The sequence below is a fragment of the Erythrobacter ramosus genome, from assembly GCF_009828055.1.
Classification (GTDB): domain Bacteria; phylum Pseudomonadota; class Alphaproteobacteria; order Sphingomonadales; family Sphingomonadaceae; genus Erythrobacter; species Erythrobacter ramosus.
Window position 1 is genome coordinate 820,930 of sequence record NZ_WTYB01000001.1, and the last position, 20,216, is coordinate 841,145.

A 20,216-nucleotide genomic window follows, 5' to 3' on the forward strand; every position below is an offset into this window, starting at 1 on the left:
TGGCGACCGCACGGGCGGCGTGCGGAATGGTGGGGGAATGCACTGGCAAAGGCTCCTGATCCCTTCGAGTTTATCATTCGCAGGTTCAGGTGCGACCCGCGTGTGGTGCACAGACTAGAAGGTCAAATCCGTAGCGGCAAGCATGGGGATGGGTGTCACCCCCAAGCAGGGGCTCAGGGCGTGACGACGCTCACGAGACGCGGCTCGGTCGCCGCTTCCCACCTGCCGTCTGCGCGCAGACCGAGCGCATTGGCCTTGATCGGCGCAGGGCCCAGCCGGATGTTGGTGTGACCAAGCGCGATCAACTGCTCCTTCATGGCGGCGAGCGTGGTGCCTTCCTCGACCAACAGCACGTCGCCGAAGGACATGGCAAAGGGCAAGGCCAGCGCGTCCTGCGCGCCCAGCTTGAAGTCGATCACGCCGATGATCGCGCGGGCAACCGTCACAGGGATGGTCGGGCCACCGGCAGCACCGATCACCAGCACCACCCGCCCTTGCGCATCATAAACGATGGTCGGCGCCATCGACGAACGCGGGCGCTTGCCGCCTTCAACCCGGTTGGCGACCGGCTTGCCGTCAGCTTCGGGCGTGAGGGTGAAGTCAGTGAGTTCATTGTTGAGATAGAACCCGCGCCAGTGCAGCCCCGACCCGAAGGCGCCTTCGATGGTCGAGGTGTAGCTGACGGCATTGCCCGCCGCATCCACGACCGCAAAATGGGTGGTGCCGTTCTCCGGCTCCTCTGGCCCATCCCCGCGCGCGAGCGGCGCGCCGGGAGGAACACCAGCTTCGGGCTTGGCAATCCTTGCCTCGGGCGAAATCAGGCCTGACCGGGAGGCAAGGTAACCGGCATCCACCAGCCCTGCGACCGGCACTTCGACGAAATCGGCATCGCCCGAATAGAGCTCACGGTCGGCATAGGCGAGGCGCTGGCTTTCGATGAACAGGTGCCAGAATTGCGGACTGTCCGGGCCCAGCGCGGCGATATCGAAGCGTTCGAGCTGGCCGAGCATCTGCGCCACGGCGATCCCGCCCGAAGACGGCGGCCCCATCCCGCACACCCGATAAACGCGGTAGCGGGCACAGGCGGGAGCGCGCTCCTTGGCGACATAGCCGGTGACATCGGCGGCGGCCATCCGGCCATCCTGCGGGGTTTCGCCTGCGACATAGGCGGCAAGCGCCGCGGCGGACGTGCTGCCATACATTGCCTGCGGGCCTTCAGCGGCAAGCGCCCTGAAGGTGGCGGCCAGTTCGGGCACCCGGATCGTGGTGCCGAGCGGCAACGGGTTCCCGTCCGCGCCGAAGAACACCGCCTTGGCGGCAGCGCTCTTGTCGGCCCGGCCCTTGTTGCCGTTCAACGATTCGTAGAGGCGGCGGTTCATCACGAAGCCGTCTTCGGCCAGCGCGATGGCGGGCGCGAACAGCTTGGCCCAAGGCAGCTTGCCATGCTCGGCATGGGCCTTGGCGGCGAGTGCGACATTGCCTGGCACCCCGACGCTGAGGCCGGAGAACACCCGCGCCTCGCGCCCCAACACCTTGCCGTCCGCATCGAGAAAGCGGTTCGGCGTCGCGGCGGAAGGCGCAGTCTCGCGCCCGTCATAGGTCACCAGCGTGCCATCCGCGCCATCCGCCCGCACCATAAAGCCGCCGCCGCCGATGCCGGAACTTTGCGGCTCGACCACGGTCAATGCCAGCATCACTGCAATCGCGGCATCCGTGGCAGATCCGCCCTGCGCAAGGATCGCCTCGCCCGCCGCGGTCGCGCGCGGATCGGCGCTGCTGACCGCGCCTGTTGGTGCGGGAAGCGGATCATCGATGGCGAGGGTGGTGGCACAGCCCGAAAGGGCCAGCGCCAACGGGGCGATCAGGGACGGAAAGATACGCATCGCAGCGGTGCTATTCGCTTCCCACCGCTTCCGCAATGCTGGCGAACCCGTCGCGCCGCATCAGCCGCTCCAGTCCGCGCACAATCTGCGCACCAAGGCCGGGGCCTTCATAGACCATCGCCGAGTAAAGCTGCACCAGACTGGCGCCGGCACGGATGCGTTCCCATGCGTGTTCTGCCGTGGCGATGCCGCCGACGCCGACCAGCGGGATCGCCGTCCCGGTCGCCTTGCGGAAATCGCGCAGGCGCTGGGTCGCTAGCCTGCGCAGCGGCGCGCCCGACAGCCCGCCGGTCTCACCCGCATGATGCGACCGCAGCGCGGGGCGGCTGATCGTGGTGTTCGATACCACCAGCGCGCCCAGCCGCTTGTCGATGGCGATGCGGGCAATGGCGTCGATGTCAGCAGGCTCGAGATCGGGGGCGACCTTGAGGAAGATCGGCGGCGGCGCGGACGGCACGGCTTCATCGCGCGCCGCAATCACCGCATCGATCAATGCGCTCAGCGCGCCCTCATCCTGAAGTGCGCGCAGGCCCGGGGTGTTGGGCGAGGACACGTTCACGCAGAGATAGCTGGCAAAGGGGGCCATCAGCCTCGCCATCACCGCATAATCGGCGATGCGGTCAGCGGAATCCTTGTTGGCGCCGATGTTGACCGCCACGATTCCCGGCCGTCCGGCCCGTGCGCGCAGCCGCGTCAGCGCCGCTTCTGCCCCGCCATTGTTGAACCCCATCCGGTTGATCACGGCCTGATCCTCGACCAGCCGGAACAGCCGCGGCTTGGGGTTCCCCGCTTGCGGCAGCGGGGTGATCGAGCCGACCTCGGTGAAGCCGAAGCCCAGCCCCAGCAGCGCGTCGGGCACCTCGGCATCCTTATCGAAGCCCGCCGCCACGCCGACCGGATTGGGGAAGGTCAGCCCCGCCACCTCCACCGACAACGGCCCACCTGCAACCGCCGGCGCGCGGCGCGGCAGGGCGGTGAGGGAACGGATCGCCAGGCGGTGTCCGGTTTCCGAATCGAGAGCGAACAGGGCGGGCTTGATCAGACGAAACAGCATGGGTTGGCGCCTATGTCAGCCCGTCCAGCATGTCGAGCAAATCGGCCTGCATCGAGGCTGCGTCGCGCGATTTTAACCTGTGTTAGATTTTGGCGACTTTCCCCCTTGATTTGGGCGAATTGTGTGTCGCTTGCATACAATCCCGCAGCCGATTCGCAGGCTATGCCACTTTCGCGACCCGAAGGGCTCGGAGCAGCAATGCAAAGAGTTCCTCAACTCAGATAGGCGGCGTTCCTGACGGAGCGCCGCCTCTTTTTTGTGCTGTTTGGACTGGGAAAGAAATGTGGCATCAGGTGTTCATTGACATCATGGACGCCCCGCTTGCCTCTTCCGACATGACCAGTGGGCTGCCGGGCGGGGAGCAACGGCTGACCTCTGCGGCCCTGATGGCCGTCGATTACATCCCTCCGCCCGCGCCCATCGCGCACTTTGTGACCACGCTCTACCACTTCCGCTGCGACGAGCTGGTGATCCGTGACATCCAGCCTGCCGCGATCGGCAACCTGTGCCTGTTCCCGCATGGCACAGGCGAGATGCTGTTTGCGCAAGGGCACCGCGATCCCAATCACACAGTCGGCCTGATGACGCCGCTGTCACGCGCGACGCCGATCGTGGTCGAAGGACCGTTCCATGCCTTTGGCGCGGCACTGACTCCGGTGGGCTGGGCGGCGCTGACCGGGCTTCATGCCGGGCAATGTCGTGACCGGCTGCTGCCTGCGTCCAGCGTGCTCGGCCCGGAGATCGATGCCTTGGGTGAGCGGCTGATAGCCGCCTATCGTCAGGGCACCATGAGCGGGCGGGACTGCGCCATCGCGGTCGGCGACTTCATCGAACGCAACATCAAACCGATCAACCCGCGCCATCTCGAACTGGTCGCAGCCACCGGCCGTTGGCTGAGCGCATCGTTCAATCCCGAAGTCAGCGAGCTGGCTGGGGTCGCGGGTTATTCGGATCGGCAGGTGCAGCGGCTCGTCGAACGCTATTTCGGCCTGCCCCCGCGTGCCTTGGCCCGCAAATATCGCGCCTTGCGCGCCGCCGCGCTGCTTTCGGCCCCGCAATTGTCGATGGAAGACGAGGCCGCGATTTCCGAGGCCTTCTTCGATCAACCGCACATGATCCGCGAGATCGCGCACTTTGTCGGCCGCACACCCGCGCGGCTTGGCGACCAGTCGACGCCATACTTGGCCGAGATGATCGACGGCCGGAATCTGCGCGAACTCGACGTCTGAGCGCGGGCCGCATTGGCGGTTGTAATGCGAGCAAAATGCTCCTAATTCCAATTCGGACTGATTCCGTCCGAATTGAGAACCGCTCGCAAATGCGCCTGTCCAACCTTGCCGATTACGCCGTCATCACGATGTGCCAGGCTGCGCTCCATTGCGGCAACGGCCGGGTGAGTGCGGCTGAACTGGCGGCGGAGACGGGCCTGCCTGTGCCGACGGTGCAGAAGCTGGTCTCGAAGCTGACGGGCGCAGGCCTGCTCCGCTCCGTCCGCGGCGCGCATGGCGGTTTGCAGCTTGGCCGCCCGGCGGCGGCGATCACGGTCGCTGATATTGTCGAGGCGATCGAAGGCCGCATCGCACTCACCGCCTGCGTCGATCACACCCCCTGCGATTTCGAGGCCGCTTGCAACATGAAGCCGCACTGGCCGATCATCAACAACGCGCTGCGCGGGGCGCTGGCGGGGATTACCCTAGCCCAATTGCGCGGCCCCGTCGTGCTGGCACGCAATGAAGACGCTCCGGCGCCGACCCCCATTATCGAGGAAACCCTGTCATGAGCGACCGTATCGACCTTCAGGATAAGCCTGAAACCGATGTCGAAGCCCGCGAAGCCGCCGCCAAGGTCGCCGATTACGAGCATGGCTGGTCGTCGGACATCGAGACCGAGTTTGCCGAAAAGGGCCTGACCGAAGACACGGTGCGCTTCATCAGTGCCAAGAAGAACGAGCCCGAATGGATGCTCGAATGGCGCTTGAAGGCCTTCCGCCTGTGGCAGACCATGGAGGAGCCCGATTGGGCCAAGGTCGGTTACCCCAAGATCGATTATCAGGACGCCTATTACTACGCCGCGCCGAAGAAGAAGATTGAACTGGATTCGCTCGAAGACCTCGATCCCGAGATCAAGCGGATCTACGACAAGCTCGGCATCCCCCTGGGCGAGCAGGAAGTGCTAGCCGGGGTGAAGGGCGCGAAGAAGGTCGCAGTGGATGCGGTGTTTGACTCCGTGTCCGTCGCCACCAGCTTCCGCGCGGAATTGCTGCGCGCTGGCGTGATCTTCCTCTCGATCTCCGAGGCGATCCGCGAATATCCTGACCTCGTCAGAAAGTGGCTCGGCCGGATCGTGCCGGTGCGCGACAATTATTTTGCGGCGCTGAACTGCGCGGTCTTCTCCGACGGCACCTTTGTCTATGTGCCCGAAGGCGTGCGTTGCCCGATGGAGCTTTCGACCTATTTCCGCATCAATGCCGAAAACACCGGCCAGTTCGAACGCACGCTGATTATCGCGGAAAAAGGCAGTTACGTCAGCTATCTCGAAGGCTGCACCGCCCCGATGCGCGATGAAAACCAGCTCCACGCGGCCGTGGTCGAACTGGTCGCGATGGACGATGCCGAGATCAAGTATTCGACCGTGCAGAACTGGTATCCCGGCAATGCCGAGGGCAAGGGCGGGATCTACAACTTCGTCACCAAGCGCGCTTTGTGCCAGGGGGACCGCTCGAAGGTTTCGTGGACGCAGGTGGAAACCGGCTCGGCGGTGACGTGGAAATATCCCTCCTGCGTGCTCAACGGCGAGGATAGCGTGGGCGAGTTCTACTCGGTCGCGGTGACCAACAATTACCAGCAGGCCGACACCGGCACCAAGATGATCCACAACGGCAAGAACAGCCGCTCAACGATCATCTCCAAAGGCATTTCGGCGGGCAAATCGTCGAACACCTATCGTGGGCTGGTGCGCGTCGGGCCGACCGCCAGCGGCGTGCGCAACTTCACCCAGTGCGACAGCCTCTTGCTCGGCGATCAATGCGGCGCGCACACCGTGCCCTACATCGAGGTGAAGAACCCCAGCGCGCAGATCGAACACGAGGCGACCACTTCCAAGATCAGCGACGAACAGCTGTTCTACGCGATGCAGCGCGGGCTTGGCGAAGAGGAGGCCGTGGCGTTGATTGTCAACGGCTTTGCCAAGGACGTGCTCAAAGAGCTGCCGATGGAGTTTGCTGTGGAGGCGCAGAAGCTGCTGGCGATTTCGCTTGAGGGTTCGGTTGGATGATCCGCGCCGCCACCAACACAACCGCCACCCTTTCCGTCACCCCGGCGCAGGCCGGGGCCCAGAGCGGCAAAGTGCAGCGCCCGGCGTCACTGGGTCCCGGCCTGCGCCGGGATGACGAGAGTGAAACAACCAAATGACTGAACGCAAAACCCTCGCCCTCAACCCCGAGGCTGCCACCGCCGAAGCCCCCGCGCTCAAGAAGAAGGGCCGCGGGTGGGAGATTTCGGACAAGCGGCTCGATGCGCTGCACGAACAGGCGCGCGAGCTGCGGCGTCATTCGTCCGAGGCGCACAAGGCGCTCGCCGAGAAGTTCGCTGGCGCCGATCTGGGTCGCTACACCTTCAAACGCTTTGCCGTGGTCGGCAGCGCGATTGTCGATTTCAACTGCCACAACCTCGGCCTCGCGCTCGCGATTGACGAGGAGGGGCAGAACGATGCTCTCGTCAAACGGCGCGACAAGAGCCTCGAAAGCGTCGGCATCAAGGTGATGCGGATCGCGGCCAGCGACATCCTCTCCGATATCGACGCAGTGCTGAAACAGCTCACCCAAGTGATGCGCGACCGGATCGAGGAGCGGAAAGCCGCCGCCCGCGCGCACAAGGCGGCCAACCCCAAGCAGACCTATTCGCGCCCCAAGCCGCCCCCCGGCGACAGGGACGCAGCCCCCTCTCGCAACCCCAAGCCCCGGAGCCGCACTTGATCTTTGCCACTCTCCTTGCCCCCCTCCTCGCCCTGCAATCGGCTGGCGAAGCTGTTGTCGCGATCAAGAACGACAATCCGGAAACCTGGTCGGTGGAATATCCGCGCCTGATCCAAACCTATGTGGCCGATTACCGCCGCTGCCTCACCGTCGCCAACCGCCGCATCGCGGGCACCGCCGATTTCGAGCGGCAGCACGCGCTCGACGTGACCCGCTGTGCGGAGACGAAAGCCGCGGCCATCGCCAAGTCGAACGCCGATCTTGCCGGGGCCAAGACCACCTTGAGCCCTGAACAGGTAAACACGCTGTACGACAATATCGGCAAGATCCACGTCGCCCGCGGACGCGATCTCGACCAGCAATTCACCGCGCGCATGACCGGCGCCGCCGCCGCGAGCGATGCCTATGACGCCGCCCGACCCAAGGGTCTGGTGATTGAGCTGCGCGATGCCAGCGTGGTCAAGGCCCGCACCGACGCCACCGCGCCCGGTGCGACCAACGAAGACAAGGACTCCAAGTAATGTTGACCATCACCGATCTGCACGCCTCGGTTGGCGATAAGCCGATCCTCAAGGGCCTGACGCTGGACGTGCCTGCGGGCGAGATCCACGCAATCATGGGGCCCAACGGCGCGGGCAAATCGACGCTGGCGAATGTGCTGGGCGGCAAGCCGGGCTACGAAGTAACAGGCGGAAGCGTGGTGTTCCGCGGGCAGGATCTGTTCGCGCTGGAACCGCATGAACGCGCGGCAGCCGGGCTGTTCCTCGGCTTTCAATACCCGGTCGAAATCCCTGGCGTCTCCAACGTCCAGTTCCTGCGCGAGGCGCTCAACGCTCAGCGCCGGAGCCGGGACGAAGCACCCTTGACCGGCGGCGAGTTCCTGAAGCTCGCCAAGGACAAGGCGGGTCTGCTGAAGATGGACATGGACATGCTCAAGCGGCAGGTGAATGTCGGCTTCTCCGGCGGCGAAAAGAAGCGCGCCGAGATGGTGCAGATGGGCATCCTCGATCCCGCCTTCGCGGTGCTGGACGAGACCGATAGCGGCCTCGACATCGATGCACTGCGGATCGTCGGCGCCGGGATCAATGCGATCATGCGCTCGCCTGACAAGGCGGTGCTGCTGATCACCCACTACCAGCGCCTGCTCGACGTGGTGCGCCCCGACAAGGTCAGCATCCTTGCAGGCGGCCGGATCGTTGAGACCGGCGGCCCGGAACTCGCCCTGCGGCTTGAGGCCGAGGGTTATGATTCGGTGATGGCATGATGACGCTGGCGCTTGCCGCCCTGCTGCAGTCGGCCGCCGAGCCGGTGAAGGAACCGGAGGTGGACAATGAAATCCTGGTGATCGGCCGCAAGTTGCAGGACTGGCGCGGCACATGGCGGCTGAACGACGGGACGGTGTCGTGCAAGACCCGGCGATCGACTGGCGACAAGGCGATCGATGCGATCGGATGCGACGCCATGGTGCAATGCATCGCGCCAATCGCCCCGGATTTTGCCGCGATTGAAGACGCCAAGCTGCCCAAGACCGAGGCCCAGCAACGCGCAAACCTTCTGCTGGAGTCCGCCAAGATCGGCGACTGCATTTTTGCCAAGCGTGAAGCAGGAATCGCCGCACTTGCCGCTGAGCGTAGGAGCAAGCGGCCATGAGCACCGCAACCCTCCCCACCCGCCGCGACGAAGCGTGGCGTTATGCCGATATGGACGCAGTGGCGCGGCTGGGCGTGGTGGCGCTTGACCAGTGGCAGACGATCAACGTCGCCGCTGGCGAGAGCGTAACCCGCTGCATGATCGTCGGCAGCGACGCGCCCGAACTGCATCGCTTCCGTGTCAGCCTGGGGGAAGGCGCAAAAGCGGCTTTCTTCGTCACCAATCGCGGCGGCGACTACACCCGGGTCGACCTGGAAATCCGCCTCGCCAAGGGCGCGCATTTCGAGTTTGGCGGTGTCACCATCGGCGGCGGCTCGGCCACCCGCGAATTCGTGACTCAGGTCATTCACGCAGAGCCAGATGCGACCAGCAACCAGACCGTTCGCGCGGTCCACTGGGGCACCGGCACCGGCAATTTCCTCGGCGAGATCAAGGTGGCGCGCCATGCGCAGAAGACCGACGCGGCGCAGGATTTCAAGGCTTTGCTCCTCGAAGCAGGTGCCAGCGCCAACGCCGTCCCACAGCTTGAAATCTTCGCCGACGACGTGAAGTGCGCGCACGGCGCGACGGTGGGCGAACTCGACGAGGCGGCGCGTTTCTACATGATGGCGCGCGGGGTCGATCCGGCCACCGCGCAGCGCCTGCTGGTGCAGGCCTTCATCGGCGATGCCTTCGTGTCGCTGGACGACGAGGCGGAGCGCGAGACGCTGCTCGATGCGGCGCTCAGCGCGCTGGAGGGGGCACGGCTGTGAACGCCCCCACGACCATCCAGCGCGACCTGCGTGCGGAATTCCCCGGCCTCGTCACTTCCGAAGGCAAGCCGTGGCACTACCTCGACACCGCCGCGACCGCGCAGAAACCGCGCGCCGTGATCGACGCGATGGCGCGCGCACTGGGCGAAGATTACGCGACCGTCCACCGCGGGGTCTATGCCCGCTCGGCCGAGATGACACTCGCCTACGAGGCCGCACGGCGCAAGGTCGCCGGCTTCATCGGCGGCACCGAAGAGGAACTGGTCTTCACCCGCGGCGCGACCGAGGCGATCAATCTCGTCGCCAACACCTGGGGCCGGGTCACCCTGAAGGCCGGTGACCGCATCCTGCTCTCGCAGCTGGAGCACCATTCGAACATCGTGCCGTGGCAGATGATCGCGCAGCAAACGGGCGCGGTGATCGATGTTTGCCCGCTGACGGCGGACCACCAGATCGACTTGGGCGCCGCCGAAGCGATGCTGACCGAGGCGCACAAGCTGGTCGCTTTCGGCCATGTCTCCAACGTGCTCGGGAGCGTGCTCGACGCCCCGCGCGCCGCCGCGCTGGCGCACAACGTCGGCGCGATGCTGCTGCTCGATGGGTGCCAAAGCGCGCCGCATATGCCGGTTGATGTCGCTGCGCTGGGCTGCGACTTCTACGTCTTCTCCGCCCACAAGCTCTACGGCCCGACCGGGATCGGTGCACTATGGGCCAGGGCCGAGCTGCTCGCCGACATGCCCCCGTGGGAAGGCGGCGGGGCGATGATCGACCGTGTGACCTTCCAACGCACCACCTACGCCTCTGGCCCGCAGCGGTTCGAGGCCGGGACGCCCGCCATCACCGAAGCGATCACCTTTGGCGCGGCGGTGGACTACGTCGAGAGCATCGGGCTGGGCCACATCCACGCCAACGAGCAGGCGCTGGTCGCCCGCCTGCGCCGCGAGCTTGGGGCAATGGACGATGTCACCCTGTTCGGCCCCGAGGGCAGCGCCGGGATCGTCAGCTTCACCATCGATGATATTCACCCGCACGATCTCGGCACGATCCTCGACGAGGCGAATGTCGCGATCCGGGCCGGGCACCACTGCGCCCAGCCGCTGATGGACTATCTCGGCGTTCCCGCCACTGCACGCGCCAGCTTCGGGGTTTACTCCGCCGAGGCCGACATTGACGCGCTGATGGCCGGGATCGCCCGCACCCGTAAGATTTTTGGAAAAGGATGAGAGCGATGGACAGCTCAACCGATCACCCAGACATGACCAAGCCGCCCCGCGCCCGTGTCGAGGACGCGGTCGATACCGACGCTGCGCCCGAAACCCCGCGCAACCGCGACTATCTTGAAGGCTTCCTCGCCGCCAAGACCGGCACGGCCGTCGGCGGTGAGGGTAGCGACCTTCAGGCTGACGTAATCGCCGCCCTGCGCGAGATTTTCGATCCGGAAATCCCGGTCAATATCTACGACCTCGGTCTGATCTATGGCGTCGAGGTGGACGACAACCGCGACGCCACCGTCACGATGACGCTGACGACGCCGCATTGCCCGGTCGCCGAAAGCATGCCGGGTGAGATCGAGCTGCGCGTGGCGTCCGTGCCGGGGATCCGCGACGCCGAAGTGGTGCTGGTGTGGGAACCCGCCTGGGGCCCGCACAAGATGAGCGATGAAGCCCGGCTCGAACTGGGGATGCTGTGACCCTTTCACCTGCCCTGACGATTGATTTGGCCGACTACGCCGAGCCGCGCGATGCCGCTGATGTGGTCGCGTTGCTCGATGCCTATGCGCGCGATCCGATGGGCGGCGGCGCGCCGCTGGGTGAAGACGTCAAGGCGCGGCTCACGGGCGATCTGGCGGCGAACCCGCACGCCTTTTCGATGCTGGCGCGGATCGACGATGAAGCCGTCGGCCTCGCCAATTGTTTCATGGGCTATTCGACCTTCGCCGCCGCGCCGCTGGTCAATATCCACGATTTTGCTATCGTTCCGGGCCATCGCGGCACCGGCATCGGCAAGGCGCTGATGGCGGCCATCGAGGCCGAGGCCTTGAAGCGCGGGGCCTGCAAGGTCACATTGGAAGTGCTGAGCGGCAACCACCCGGCCAAGGCGCTCTACACGGCGCAAGGCTATGGCGATTACCAGCTCGATCCCGCGTCAGGGCACGCATTGTTCTGGCAGAAGAGGCTGACATGACCGAGACCACCACAACCACCCGTCCCGCGCCCAAGGCGGCCGTCATCCTCACAACATCCGCCGAAGCGCGGATCGCCGAGTTGATGAGCAAGGCCCCTGTGGACGCGATCGGCGTGAAACTCTCGACCCCGCGCCGGGGCTGTTCGGGTCTCGCCTATTCGGTCGACTACGTTTCCACCGAAGCCAAGTTCGACGAGAAGATCGTCACCCCCGGCGGCGTGTTCTACATCGACGGGGCGAGCGTGCTCTACCTGATCGGCAGCGTCATGGACTGGCGCGAGGATGACTTCACCGCCGGCTTCGTGTTCGAGAATCCCAACGCCAAGGGCGCCTGCGGCTGCGGCGAAAGCTTCATGGTCTAAGGCAGCGCTGCTGCCTCAGTCGTCTGACGCCAGCCGCGCGATCAACCGGCTTTCGAGCTCGTCGACTTCGCCATCGGCAGCGACCATCTTTTCGAGCCATTCGCTCTCGTAATCGGTGACGACTTCGCCGGCTGCGGCCAGGGCTTCGAAGTCCGTGCCCCCCGACTGCTTCTTGCCGAACACCCGGCCAAAGTGGTTCATCACTTGCGGCGCTTCACGCGCGACGCGGCCCATGAAGCGGCCGACGTTGACCGAGCTGTCGGCGACGAAGGCCTCCAGCTCGCGCTTGCGGTCGTGGCTGACCTGCGCATTCGGCAGGACGAAGCCCTTGAGGAAGTTCGCCACGCCGTCGATGAACAGATCGTCCCATTCAGCCGCGTTTTCCTCGGCCAAGGTGGCGTCTTTCAAGCGGAACAGCATCTCGGCATCCCAGCGCGTCACCGCCGCCGGGCCGTGGCCGCCGCTGGCGAAGATCACGCGGCGGATGATGCGACATTCGGCGGCGCTGATGTGGGTCGCCGCCAGCGCACCGCCGCAGCGGGTTGGACCGGAGCCGGTGAGCACCTCGCGCTCGACCACGTCGAGCACGTAGTTCTTGAGCCGGTCCGGCGTGTTCTCGGCCCGCTCAAGGATGCGGACCATGGTTTCCAGCTCGACCATGCTTTCGACGACGCCGTCATGATCGATCTGACCGATCAGCCACTCGGCCTCCTCCAGCGAACATTGGAGGCGCGGCGGGGTGCCGTTGAGCACGAATTCGCCGATCGCTTCGACGAAGAAATCGCACCATTCGGGCGTGCGCTCGTTGAGGGCATTGTTGACCGCGAACAGCGCTTCAGCTTCGGCGCGGGTCATGATCCCGTCGCCCCAACCTTCACGGCGCAGGCTGAGCAGTTCTTCGGCGGTGATCCGTCCATCCGCGACAGCGGCCTGCGCGACGGCGATGAATTGGGTGGTCATGCGGCGGTCTATCCCCTGAAAATCGCGCGCAGCATGGCACGAACAGGCTTAAGACGGCGTTACCGCTTTTCCACCTCGCGGATGCAGGCACCGGGATCAGCCGCTGCTCCGCCCTGCCGCAGGCGCGCCTCGACGTGGGTGGCGGTCGGCTGGGCAACGGCGGAGACGGGATAGATGAAGATGTCGAGCACGCACTCCGCTCCTGCGAACTGGAGCTTGCGCGCGTCCCCTTCGACCAGATCGATGCGCGGCGTGCCGAACCGCTTGAGCAGCGCTTCGGCCGAGGCACCGATCACGCCCTCGAGACCCTTCGGCGCCATTACGCCCGGCACGCGCACCACCGTGCTGCGCGGCTGAGCTGAAGCGGCCGGACGGGCCGGAGCAGGCTTGCTCGACCCGGCGCAGCCCCCGAGCAGCAGCGCGAGCGCCGCGAGTGATAGCGCAGCGCCCCTCACCGCGCCGCCGCCTCGGCCTCAAGCCGCCGCAGCACCAGATGCGTGCCTGCCGCCGCGCCGATCACCGGAGCGACGAAGTTCAGGAACGGCACCAGCATCATCCCCGCGATGGCTGCCCCCAGCAGCGACCGCTCGGCCCAAGGCGATGGGTTGGCCGCCTTGTCCCCTCCGCCAGCCGCCTTGTGATGCCGCAGCCACGCCATGTCGGTGAACTCGCGCCCGAGCAGTACGGCATTCACCGCCAGAAACACCACCGCCGGGCCGATTGCGGTGAACAGCAGCACCGCAGCCAGCGGTAAGGCGAGCAGGTTGTAGCCCAGCGCCCGCAGCAGGCCCCGCGTCGCCACCGCCACCTCGCGCGTCAGCGGCAAGGGCTGTGCGCGCTCAGCCAAGGCCGGATAGTGCCGTGCCTCGACCGCAACGACGATTTCGTCTGCGAAGAACTGCAGCACCACCAGCGCCACCACCCGGAACAGCAGCCACATAGCAATCGGCACCAGCAGCACCGCGGCAAGGCCCGCCCAGCTCTCGTCCACGCCGTACCGCTGCCCCGCCTCGACCAGCCCGAGATAGAGGCCCACTCCCAGCCCCGCGAACAGCACCAGCGTGATCACGATGCTCTTGACCAGCACCGCGACGACCGCGCGGTCGCCCAGCTGCCCAAAGGCTTTCACAATCGCGGCGGGGACGGCTGACATGCCGCTGCGATGGTATGCCCGCGCGGCGAAGTCAACGCGAGTATGCTGCGCCGCACACAGATGGCTTGGCCTGTGGGCAGAAGGGGGCTAGGCGGCGCAAAAGCCATACCAGCAAGCCCAAGGAACCCTCTGTGCCCGCCAACACCGACCCCCGTTATGACGTGATCGCCATCGGCAATGCCGTGGTCGACGTGATCGCCTCCTGCACGGAAGAGCTGATCGACGAGCTGCAATTGAACCGCGGCGGCATGACGCTGATCGACGAAGCGCGGGCCGACGAGCTGTACGAAGCCATGCCGCCCGCGCGCGAGCTTTCGGGCGGATCGGCTGCGAACACGCTGGCGGGCCTCGCCACATTGGGCCTGCAATGCGCCTTCATCGGCCAGGTCGCCGACGATCAGCTGGGCAAGGTGTTCCGCCATGACATGCGCGCCACCGGCATCGATTTCGACACCCCGGCGCGTGACGGCGAGCCTGCCACCGGCCGCGTGCTCATCTTCGTCACCCCCGATGGCGAGCGGACGATGAACACCTTCCTTGGCGCGGGCCAGTTCCTCCCCGCTGCCGCGCTCGACGAAGAGTTGATCGCCAGCGGCGCGATCCTGTATCTCGAAGGCTACCTCTGGGACCCGGAAGAGCCCCGCCGCGCCATGCGCCGCGCCATCGAGGTCGCGCGCGAGGCGGGCCGCAAGATCGCCTTCACCGCGTCGGAAAGCTTCGTGATCGCCCGCCATGGCGATGATTTCCGCGCCATGATCGCAGACGGCGTGATCGACATCCTGTTCGTCAACGAAGGCGAACTCGCCACCCTGACGGGCGAGGACGACTTCGAAGCGGGCCTCGCCGCCGTCGCGGGCAAGGTGCCGGTGCTGGTCGCCACGCGCAGCGAAAAGGGCGCGGTCGCCGTCGCCCACGGCGAGCGCGCCGAAGTCGCTGCCGAGCCGGTCGCCAAGGTGATCGACACCACCGGCGCGGGCGACCAGTTCGCCGCCGGGTTCCTGTCCGGCTATGCCAAGGGCGAGCCGCTGGCGCAGTGCCTCAAGCGCGGCGCGATCTGCGCCTCCGAAGTGATCGCGCATTACGGCCCGCGTCCTGAAGCCGACATGCAGGCGCTGATGGCAGAGCGGCTTTGATGCTTCACGCTCGCCCCACCGGGCGAGCATCCTCGGCGCTGCCTCAAGCCCTCCAGGCTTGAGGCAGAGGATAGGCCGGGCCGCTCAACGTTCAGCTTTCTCGGCTGTTTCCTGATGTTGGAGACACACGAGACACTGTCCAGACATCGAAAAGTGGGCCTCTCGCAGCGGGACGAGCGGGGGTCTGACGATGGCAAAGAGCGGGCCGCCACAAGCGGCTTCGCACGAGTTCTAACCCCGCTCGGCTGCTGTAGGAAAGTCCTGCGCTCAGGCGGTGGCAGGCACGCGCTGTGGCCGCACCTTGCCCGCTTCCCACCCCAGGCACGCCGCTGCGCCTCCGGCTACCACGCCGAGTGCCAGAGTGACGGCCGGGGGGATCGCAGCATAGGCGGCAAAACCAGCGCCGATCAGGGGCATGTCAGGGGCGACCCACATCGCGACCGCCTGCAAGCCCATGAACCCCGCCGCCACAAGCCACGGTGCGCCGTGTTTGCGGTTCATCGCCCACAGCGCCAGCGCGAACAGGATTGCCAGCCCGTCGCTGATCACGATCGTGTCGAGCACATTGCGCGGCCCTTCGCTGTTGATGACGTTCATCCACGGCAGATAGTCGCCAATCACCCGGCTGAACGGGCTCTCGAACAGGATCAGCGGGGTGGCCAGCATATAGCCCGCGTGCAGCTTGATGTTGCGGCGGTTTTTGAGCGCCAGATAGAACAGGGTGATATAGGCCGCGATGGCGATCCCCATGCCGATCCCGAAGCTGGGGCCAAGCATCTGGATGAACTCCCCTGCGTCAGGCGCGCTGTAGCCCGCGGCGGTGACATTGATGATCATCATGAAGCCGAGGATCAGGAAGGGAAACAGCACGAAGCTGGCCCGCCCCATCTGGCGGTGCAGCGCGTTGGCGCGGCGGTTGATGGTCATGTGCTGGGCGATCAGCAGCGCCAGCCAGGTCATCGCGGAAATGGCATGGACATGAAACGCGACCGGAACCGAACCGGCGACCGCGAAATAGCTCATCCAGAAGCCCGTCATAATGACCAGCAGCACGAACCCGACGAAATAGTGCGCCTGACGATACGGCATCGAGAACCCCCTTCTCGAACACGACCGGCCTTAGGCTAGCACACTGGCGCCTGATCAACCAAATGCAGGCCCGACGCGCCGCAATCCGGTCACTCGTCCGGCACGTAACCCGCCTGGCGCAGCGTCACCATGTAGCGCGCGATCTGATCGATCTGCGCACGAGTCAGCGTGAAATCCATGTCCTCGGGGTAATTGTGCGCCTCGGCCAGCCAGTCGGCGAGCGATGTCTCGGACAATCCCGGCCGGTTCGCGATCGACGCAAAGCTGGGCGAGGCCGGGTTGGGCGAAAGGAACGGCGGCTCAACCGCATGGCAGCCCCCGCAAGCCGCTTCGACGAAGGCCGGTGCCCGCGTATCGGCCGAACGCGACGTCGATTTGCCGACCATCGGCGGCGGGTTCTCGCTCCCCGGTGTTTGACAGGCGGCCAGCGCCAACAGCGGAGTTGCAAGAAGGGCGAGAGCGCGAAGGGGGTGATGGGTCATGGTGGCTCTATGCGCCTTTTCCGCCGCCCTGTCCTTGATCGTGGTCAATTTTGTCGCAAGCCTTCCGTCAGGTCATCGGTGGTATGACCGCTTTCGGGGAGAGGCGTATGTAAAGCGAATGACCGGTCACGGCTGTAATGGGGTCGGGCAGGATTGCTTGCGCACCCGCGCGAAAGCGGACGCACGACTATCCCCCGTGCGCCGCGATCCATTCCTCGACCACCGGGGCGACCTTGGTGCGCCAGCGGCTGCCGTTGAAGATGCCGTAATGTCCGGCGCCTTCGGCCATGTAGTAGCGCTTCTTGCTCTCGGGCAGGTTCGGCGTCAGCTTGAGCGCCGCCTTGGTCTGGCCAAGGCCGGAGATATCGTCCCGCTCGCCTTCGATCGCCAGCAGGGCCGTGTCGGTGATCTTGGTGATGTCGACCAGCTCCCCCTTGTGGCGGAACTCGCCCTTGGGGATCGAGTGCTTTTGGAACACCTCTTCCACGGTCTGGAGGTAGAACTCCGCCGTCATGTCGCAGACCGAACGGTACTCGTCATAGAAAGTCTTGGTCGCCTGCGCGGAGGCATCGTCGCCCGCGGTCAGGTGTTTGAACATCTCGTAATGGCTCTGCATGTGGCTCGAGAGGTTCATCGACATGAACGCATTCAGCTGCATGAAGCCGGGATAGACGCGGCGGCCCATGCCCGGATATTTGTGCGGCACCGTCGCAATGACCGATTGGCGGAACCACTCGATCGGGCGCTGCATCGCCATGTTGTTGACCACGGTGGGGCATTCGCGCGTGTCGATCGGGCCGCCCATCATGGTGAGGGTGGCTGGGGTCGCGGGCGATTTGTGCAGGTTCATCAACGCGACGGCCGCAAAGGCCGGAACCGACGGCTGGCAGACCGCCATCATGTGAATGCGCGGGCCCCCCGACCCACCCTGATTCGCGTCGGCGTGCACGTGTTCGGTGAATTCGATCAGATAGTCGATATATTCATCGAGGTCGAAATTCCCCGCATCGGTGGGCACCATCTTGGCATCGGCCCAGTCGGTGATGAAGACGTCGGCGCTTTCCAGCATCCGTTCCACCGTGCCGCGCAGCAGCGTGGCGTAATGGCCGCTCATCGGCGCGACGATCAGCAGGCGCGGCCGGTCTGTCGGGGTGCCTTCGACGGTGAAGTGCAGCAGATCGCCGAAGGGACGCTTCAGCGCGACGCGTTCGATCACCGTGTGCGGCTGGCCGCCGATCTCGACTTCTGTGATGCCGAACGCGGGCTTGCCATAATGCGCGGTCGCATGAGCAAACACGTCAAGCGCATTTGCGACCATCGGCCCCATGCCCATGTAGCCGAACGGATTGGAGGGGTTGTTCAGCATCCCGGCGCTGATCGAAGCGAGCGCGCTGGCGCTGTTCAGCCAGCTGCGCTGGAGCTCATAAGCATGATAAAGCATCGATTTACCTCAGGCGACGAACGGTTTGGCGCCTTATCCCGTGGCACCTTACTTCTACAGATGCGCCTTCGCTGGCCGTTGTGCAATGCACAATTATGGGGGCGGCCAGTGAGGGCGCCTGTGGGCTTGCTGCTTTTTGCACGTGAAATTCGTGCTCCGGCCCGCTAGAGCGCTGCGATCATGCAAGGTGAACTCCAGAAGCGCGAACCCTCTGACGTCCCAGCGGATGCTGAGGTCCCGGCTGCAATGCCCGAAACGGCGGCGGTAGTGGGAGACGCGCCTGCGCCCAAAGCGCGCTCGCTCGGGCCGCTGCGGATGGTGTTCGGCACCGCCGTGCAATACCCGCGCGAGATCGCCTTTGCGCTGCTGGCGCTGTTCATCACCTCGGCAGCAACGCTGGCGATTCCGTGGCGCTTCAAGGTCATCATCGACGAGGCTTTCACCGGCGCGGCCAATGCCGATGATATCGCCCACGCCTTCCAATACCTGCTGATGATCGTCGTGATCCTCGGTCTGGGGACAGCGCTGCGGTTCTATTTCGTCAGCTGGCTGGGTGAGCGGGTGGTGGCCGATATCCGGCTGAAGGTGCAGGCAAACCTGCTGCGCCTGTCGCCCGGCTTTTACGAGGTGAATAGCCCCAAGGAAATCTCCAGCCGCATGACGAGCGATACGGCGGTGATCGAGAATGTGGTCGGCACCACGGTTTCGGTAGCGCTGCGCAATTCGCTGACTGCGATTGGTGGGATCGGGCTGCTGGTCTATCTCGCGCCGTCGCTGACGCTGGGCCTGCTGATCGGCATCCCGCTGGTGATCGCGCCAATCGTGTTCTTCGGCCGCAAGATCCGCGCGGTCTCGCGCACCAGTCAGGACCGGATCGCGGACGTCGGTGCCTATGTCACTGAAGTGCTCTCGGCGATGAAGATCGTCCAGAGCTTCGGGCAGGAACGGCGGGAGAGTGAGCGGTTTGCTGGCGTGGTCGAAGGCACGTTCGAAACCGCGCGCCGCCGCATCCTGCTGCGCGCGGCGATGACGTCGGTGGTGATCCTGCTGGTGTTCGGCGGGGTGGTGCTGGTGATGTGGCGCGGCGCCTTGGCGGTGGCCGATGGGCTGATCAGCGGCGGGACCATTGCAGCCTTCGTGCTGACCGGCGGGCTTGTGGCCGGTGCGCTGGGCTCCCTCACAGAAGTGTACGGCGATCTGCTGCGCGGGGCCGGTGCGGCGAGCCGGCTGGCTGAACTGCTCGAGTCCAAGCCCGAGATCGCCGCCCCCGCCCGGCCCGAGCGTCTGCCCGAGCCTGCGCGCGGCAGCCTCAGTTTCCGCAATGTCACCTTCCGTTACCCGGCGCGGCCCGAAACCGCCGCGCTCAAGGACTTCACGCTCGAAATCGAGCCGGGTGAGACCATCGCCATCGTCGGCCCCTCGGGCGCGGGCAAATCGACGATCTTCCAGTTGGTCGAGCGGTTCTATGATCCGCAGGCGGGCACGATCCGCCTGGATGGCGTGCCGCTGACTAGCGCTGACCCAGCCGAGATCCGTTCGCGCATCGCGCTGGTGCCGCAGGAAGGCGTGCTGTTCAGCGCCAATGCCCGCGACAATCTGCGCTATGGCAAGTGGGACGCCACCGACGCGCAAATCTGGGACGCCGCCCGCGCCGCCAATGCGGAAAGCTTCCTGCGCAAGCTGCCCAACGGGCTCGACACCTATCTCGGCGAAGGCGGCACGCAGCTTTCGGGCGGGCAGCAACAGCGCGTCGCCATCGCCCGCGCATTGCTGCGCGATGCGCCGATCCTGCTGCTCGACGAAGCGACCAGCGCGCTCGATGCCGAAAGCGAGCAGTTGGTGCAGCAGGCGCTGGACGGGCTGATGCAGGGCCGCACCACGCTGGTGATCGCGCACCGCCTCGCCACTGTGCGCGCGGCAGACCGGATCGTGGTGCTGGATGATGGCCGGATTGTCGAACAGGGCACGCATGAAGCGCTGAGCAAGGCGGGCGGGCTGTATGCGCGCCTCGCCCGGCTGCAATTCGCCAACGCCGCTGCCTGATCGCCTGACGCCTGACCTTTTTCGACGAAGAGCGACCTTCGCCGGATGAGCGGCAAC

23 protein-coding genes are annotated in these 20,216 nt (G+C 65.5%); 15 read left to right on the forward strand and 8 right to left on the reverse strand.

Annotated features, from left to right (window positions below; all coding sequences use genetic code 11):
• Positions 1-173 precede the first annotated feature (173 nt).
• Together ggt and GRI59_RS04205 are read right to left on the reverse strand one after the other, a co-directional pair.
• The gene (gene ggt / locus GRI59_RS04200; RefSeq protein ID WP_160759922.1) at positions 174-1,883 is read right to left on the reverse strand and encodes a gamma-glutamyltransferase; all 1,710 of its coding nucleotides are present in this window, start codon (positions 1,881-1,883) and stop codon (positions 174-176) included.
• 10 nt (positions 1,884-1,893) lie between these two features.
• Positions 1,894-2,937, reverse strand: a complete 1,044-nt coding sequence (locus tag GRI59_RS04205) for a quinone-dependent dihydroorotate dehydrogenase (protein WP_160759923.1) — start codon at positions 2,935-2,937, stop codon at positions 1,894-1,896.
• Positions 2,938-3,245: 308 nt separating this feature from the next.
• Here GRI59_RS04205 and GRI59_RS04210 point away from each other — a divergent pair, with 308 nt between their 5' ends.
• From GRI59_RS04210 to GRI59_RS04270, 13 genes are all read left to right on the forward strand, one after another.
• Positions 3,246-4,166 carry a helix-turn-helix domain-containing protein gene (locus tag GRI59_RS04210; protein WP_237440659.1) on the forward strand — a complete coding sequence of 307 codons (921 nt, stop codon included), beginning with the start codon at positions 3,246-3,248 and terminating at the stop codon, positions 4,164-4,166.
• An 89-nt stretch (positions 4,167-4,255) separates the two neighbouring features.
• A complete protein-coding gene (locus GRI59_RS04215) occupies positions 4,256-4,717 on the forward strand; it encodes an SUF system Fe-S cluster assembly regulator (RefSeq protein ID WP_160759925.1) in 462 nt (153 codons plus the stop codon).
• Complete coding sequence (sufB, locus tag GRI59_RS04220) at positions 4,714-6,210, forward strand: Fe-S cluster assembly protein SufB (RefSeq protein ID WP_160759926.1); 1,497 nt, start codon at positions 4,714-4,716, stop codon at positions 6,208-6,210. The genes GRI59_RS04215 and sufB overlap by 4 nt, the downstream gene beginning before the upstream one ends.
• Entirely contained in the window at positions 6,207-6,347 is a 141-nt protein-coding gene (locus tag GRI59_RS04225) for a hypothetical protein (protein ID WP_160759927.1), read from the forward strand. The genes sufB and GRI59_RS04225 overlap by 4 nt, the downstream gene beginning before the upstream one ends.
• Positions 6,344-6,910 (forward strand): endonuclease domain-containing protein, encoded by a 567-nt coding sequence (locus tag GRI59_RS04230; protein ID WP_160759928.1) that lies wholly within the window; start codon positions 6,344-6,346, stop codon positions 6,908-6,910. The genes GRI59_RS04225 and GRI59_RS04230 overlap by 4 nt, the downstream gene beginning before the upstream one ends.
• Complete coding sequence (locus GRI59_RS04235) at positions 6,907-7,431, forward strand: hypothetical protein (RefSeq protein WP_160759929.1); 525 nt, start codon at positions 6,907-6,909, stop codon at positions 7,429-7,431. Before GRI59_RS04230 ends, GRI59_RS04235 begins: the two co-directional genes overlap by 4 nt.
• Positions 7,431-8,174, forward strand: a complete 744-nt coding sequence (gene sufC / locus GRI59_RS04240; RefSeq protein WP_160759930.1) for a Fe-S cluster assembly ATPase SufC — start codon at positions 7,431-7,433, stop codon at positions 8,172-8,174. The genes GRI59_RS04235 and sufC overlap by 1 nt, the downstream gene beginning before the upstream one ends.
• Positions 8,171-8,560, forward strand: a complete 390-nt coding sequence (locus GRI59_RS04245) for a hypothetical protein (protein ID WP_160759931.1) — start codon at positions 8,171-8,173, stop codon at positions 8,558-8,560. The genes sufC and GRI59_RS04245 overlap by 4 nt, the downstream gene beginning before the upstream one ends.
• On the forward strand, positions 8,557-9,312 hold the full coding sequence (locus GRI59_RS04250; protein WP_160759932.1) for a SufD family Fe-S cluster assembly protein: 756 nt from the start codon (positions 8,557-8,559) through the stop codon (positions 9,310-9,312). The genes GRI59_RS04245 and GRI59_RS04250 overlap by 4 nt, the downstream gene beginning before the upstream one ends.
• Positions 9,309-10,535: a SufS family cysteine desulfurase gene (locus GRI59_RS04255; RefSeq protein WP_160759933.1), complete on the forward strand. Its 1,227-nt coding sequence runs from the start codon at positions 9,309-9,311 to the stop codon at positions 10,533-10,535. The genes GRI59_RS04250 and GRI59_RS04255 overlap by 4 nt, the downstream gene beginning before the upstream one ends.
• A gap of 5 nt (positions 10,536-10,540) precedes the next feature.
• Positions 10,541-11,002 (forward strand): SUF system Fe-S cluster assembly protein, encoded by a 462-nt coding sequence (locus GRI59_RS04260; RefSeq protein ID WP_160759934.1) that lies wholly within the window; start codon positions 10,541-10,543, stop codon positions 11,000-11,002.
• Positions 10,999-11,496 carry a GNAT family N-acetyltransferase gene (locus GRI59_RS04265; protein WP_337190228.1) on the forward strand — a complete coding sequence of 166 codons (498 nt, stop codon included), beginning with the start codon at positions 10,999-11,001 and terminating at the stop codon, positions 11,494-11,496. Before GRI59_RS04260 ends, GRI59_RS04265 begins: the two co-directional genes overlap by 4 nt.
• Positions 11,493-11,858, forward strand: coding sequence for a HesB/IscA family protein (locus tag GRI59_RS04270; protein ID WP_160759935.1), 366 nt, complete (start codon positions 11,493-11,495; stop codon positions 11,856-11,858). Before GRI59_RS04265 ends, GRI59_RS04270 begins: the two co-directional genes overlap by 4 nt.
• Before the next feature lie 15 nt (positions 11,859-11,873).
• Here GRI59_RS04270 and GRI59_RS04275 read toward each other — a convergent pair whose 3' ends face one another.
• From GRI59_RS04275 to GRI59_RS04285, 3 genes are read right to left on the reverse strand one after another with little or no spacing between them, the layout of a single operon-like run.
• The gene (locus GRI59_RS04275) at positions 11,874-12,818 is read right to left on the reverse strand and encodes an SH2 domain-containing protein (RefSeq protein ID WP_160759936.1); all 945 of its coding nucleotides are present in this window, start codon (positions 12,816-12,818) and stop codon (positions 11,874-11,876) included.
• Positions 12,819-12,877: 59 nt separating this feature from the next.
• The gene (locus GRI59_RS04280; protein ID WP_160759937.1) at positions 12,878-13,273 is read right to left on the reverse strand and encodes a hypothetical protein; all 396 of its coding nucleotides are present in this window, start codon (positions 13,271-13,273) and stop codon (positions 12,878-12,880) included.
• Positions 13,270-13,971: an EI24 domain-containing protein gene (locus GRI59_RS04285; protein WP_160759938.1), complete on the reverse strand. Its 702-nt coding sequence runs from the start codon at positions 13,969-13,971 to the stop codon at positions 13,270-13,272. Before GRI59_RS04285 ends, GRI59_RS04280 begins: the two co-directional genes overlap by 4 nt.
• 131 nt (positions 13,972-14,102) lie before the next feature.
• On the opposite strand from GRI59_RS04285, the gene GRI59_RS04290 reads away from it, so the two are divergent.
• The gene (locus tag GRI59_RS04290) at positions 14,103-15,104 is read left to right on the forward strand and encodes a PfkB family carbohydrate kinase (protein WP_160759939.1); all 1,002 of its coding nucleotides are present in this window, start codon (positions 14,103-14,105) and stop codon (positions 15,102-15,104) included.
• Positions 15,105-15,371: 267 nt separating this feature from the next.
• Here the strand turns inward: GRI59_RS04290 and GRI59_RS04295 are convergent, their stop codons facing one another.
• From GRI59_RS04295 to GRI59_RS04305, 3 genes are all read right to left on the reverse strand, one after another.
• On the reverse strand, positions 15,372-16,193 hold the full coding sequence (locus tag GRI59_RS04295) for a hypothetical protein (protein WP_160759940.1): 822 nt from the start codon (positions 16,191-16,193) through the stop codon (positions 15,372-15,374).
• 89 nt (positions 16,194-16,282) lie between these two features.
• Entirely contained in the window at positions 16,283-16,675 is a 393-nt protein-coding gene (locus tag GRI59_RS04300; protein WP_160759941.1) for a cytochrome c family protein, read from the reverse strand.
• Positions 16,676-16,862: 187 nt separating this feature from the next.
• Entirely contained in the window at positions 16,863-18,116 is a 1,254-nt protein-coding gene (locus tag GRI59_RS04305) for a polyhydroxyalkanoate depolymerase (RefSeq protein ID WP_160759942.1), read from the reverse strand.
• A 246-nt stretch (positions 18,117-18,362) separates the two neighbouring features.
• On the opposite strand from GRI59_RS04305, the gene GRI59_RS04310 reads away from it, so the two are divergent.
• Positions 18,363-20,159, forward strand: a complete 1,797-nt coding sequence (locus tag GRI59_RS04310; RefSeq protein ID WP_160760413.1) for an ABC transporter transmembrane domain-containing protein — start codon at positions 18,363-18,365, stop codon at positions 20,157-20,159.
• Positions 20,160-20,216 lie beyond the last annotated feature (57 nt).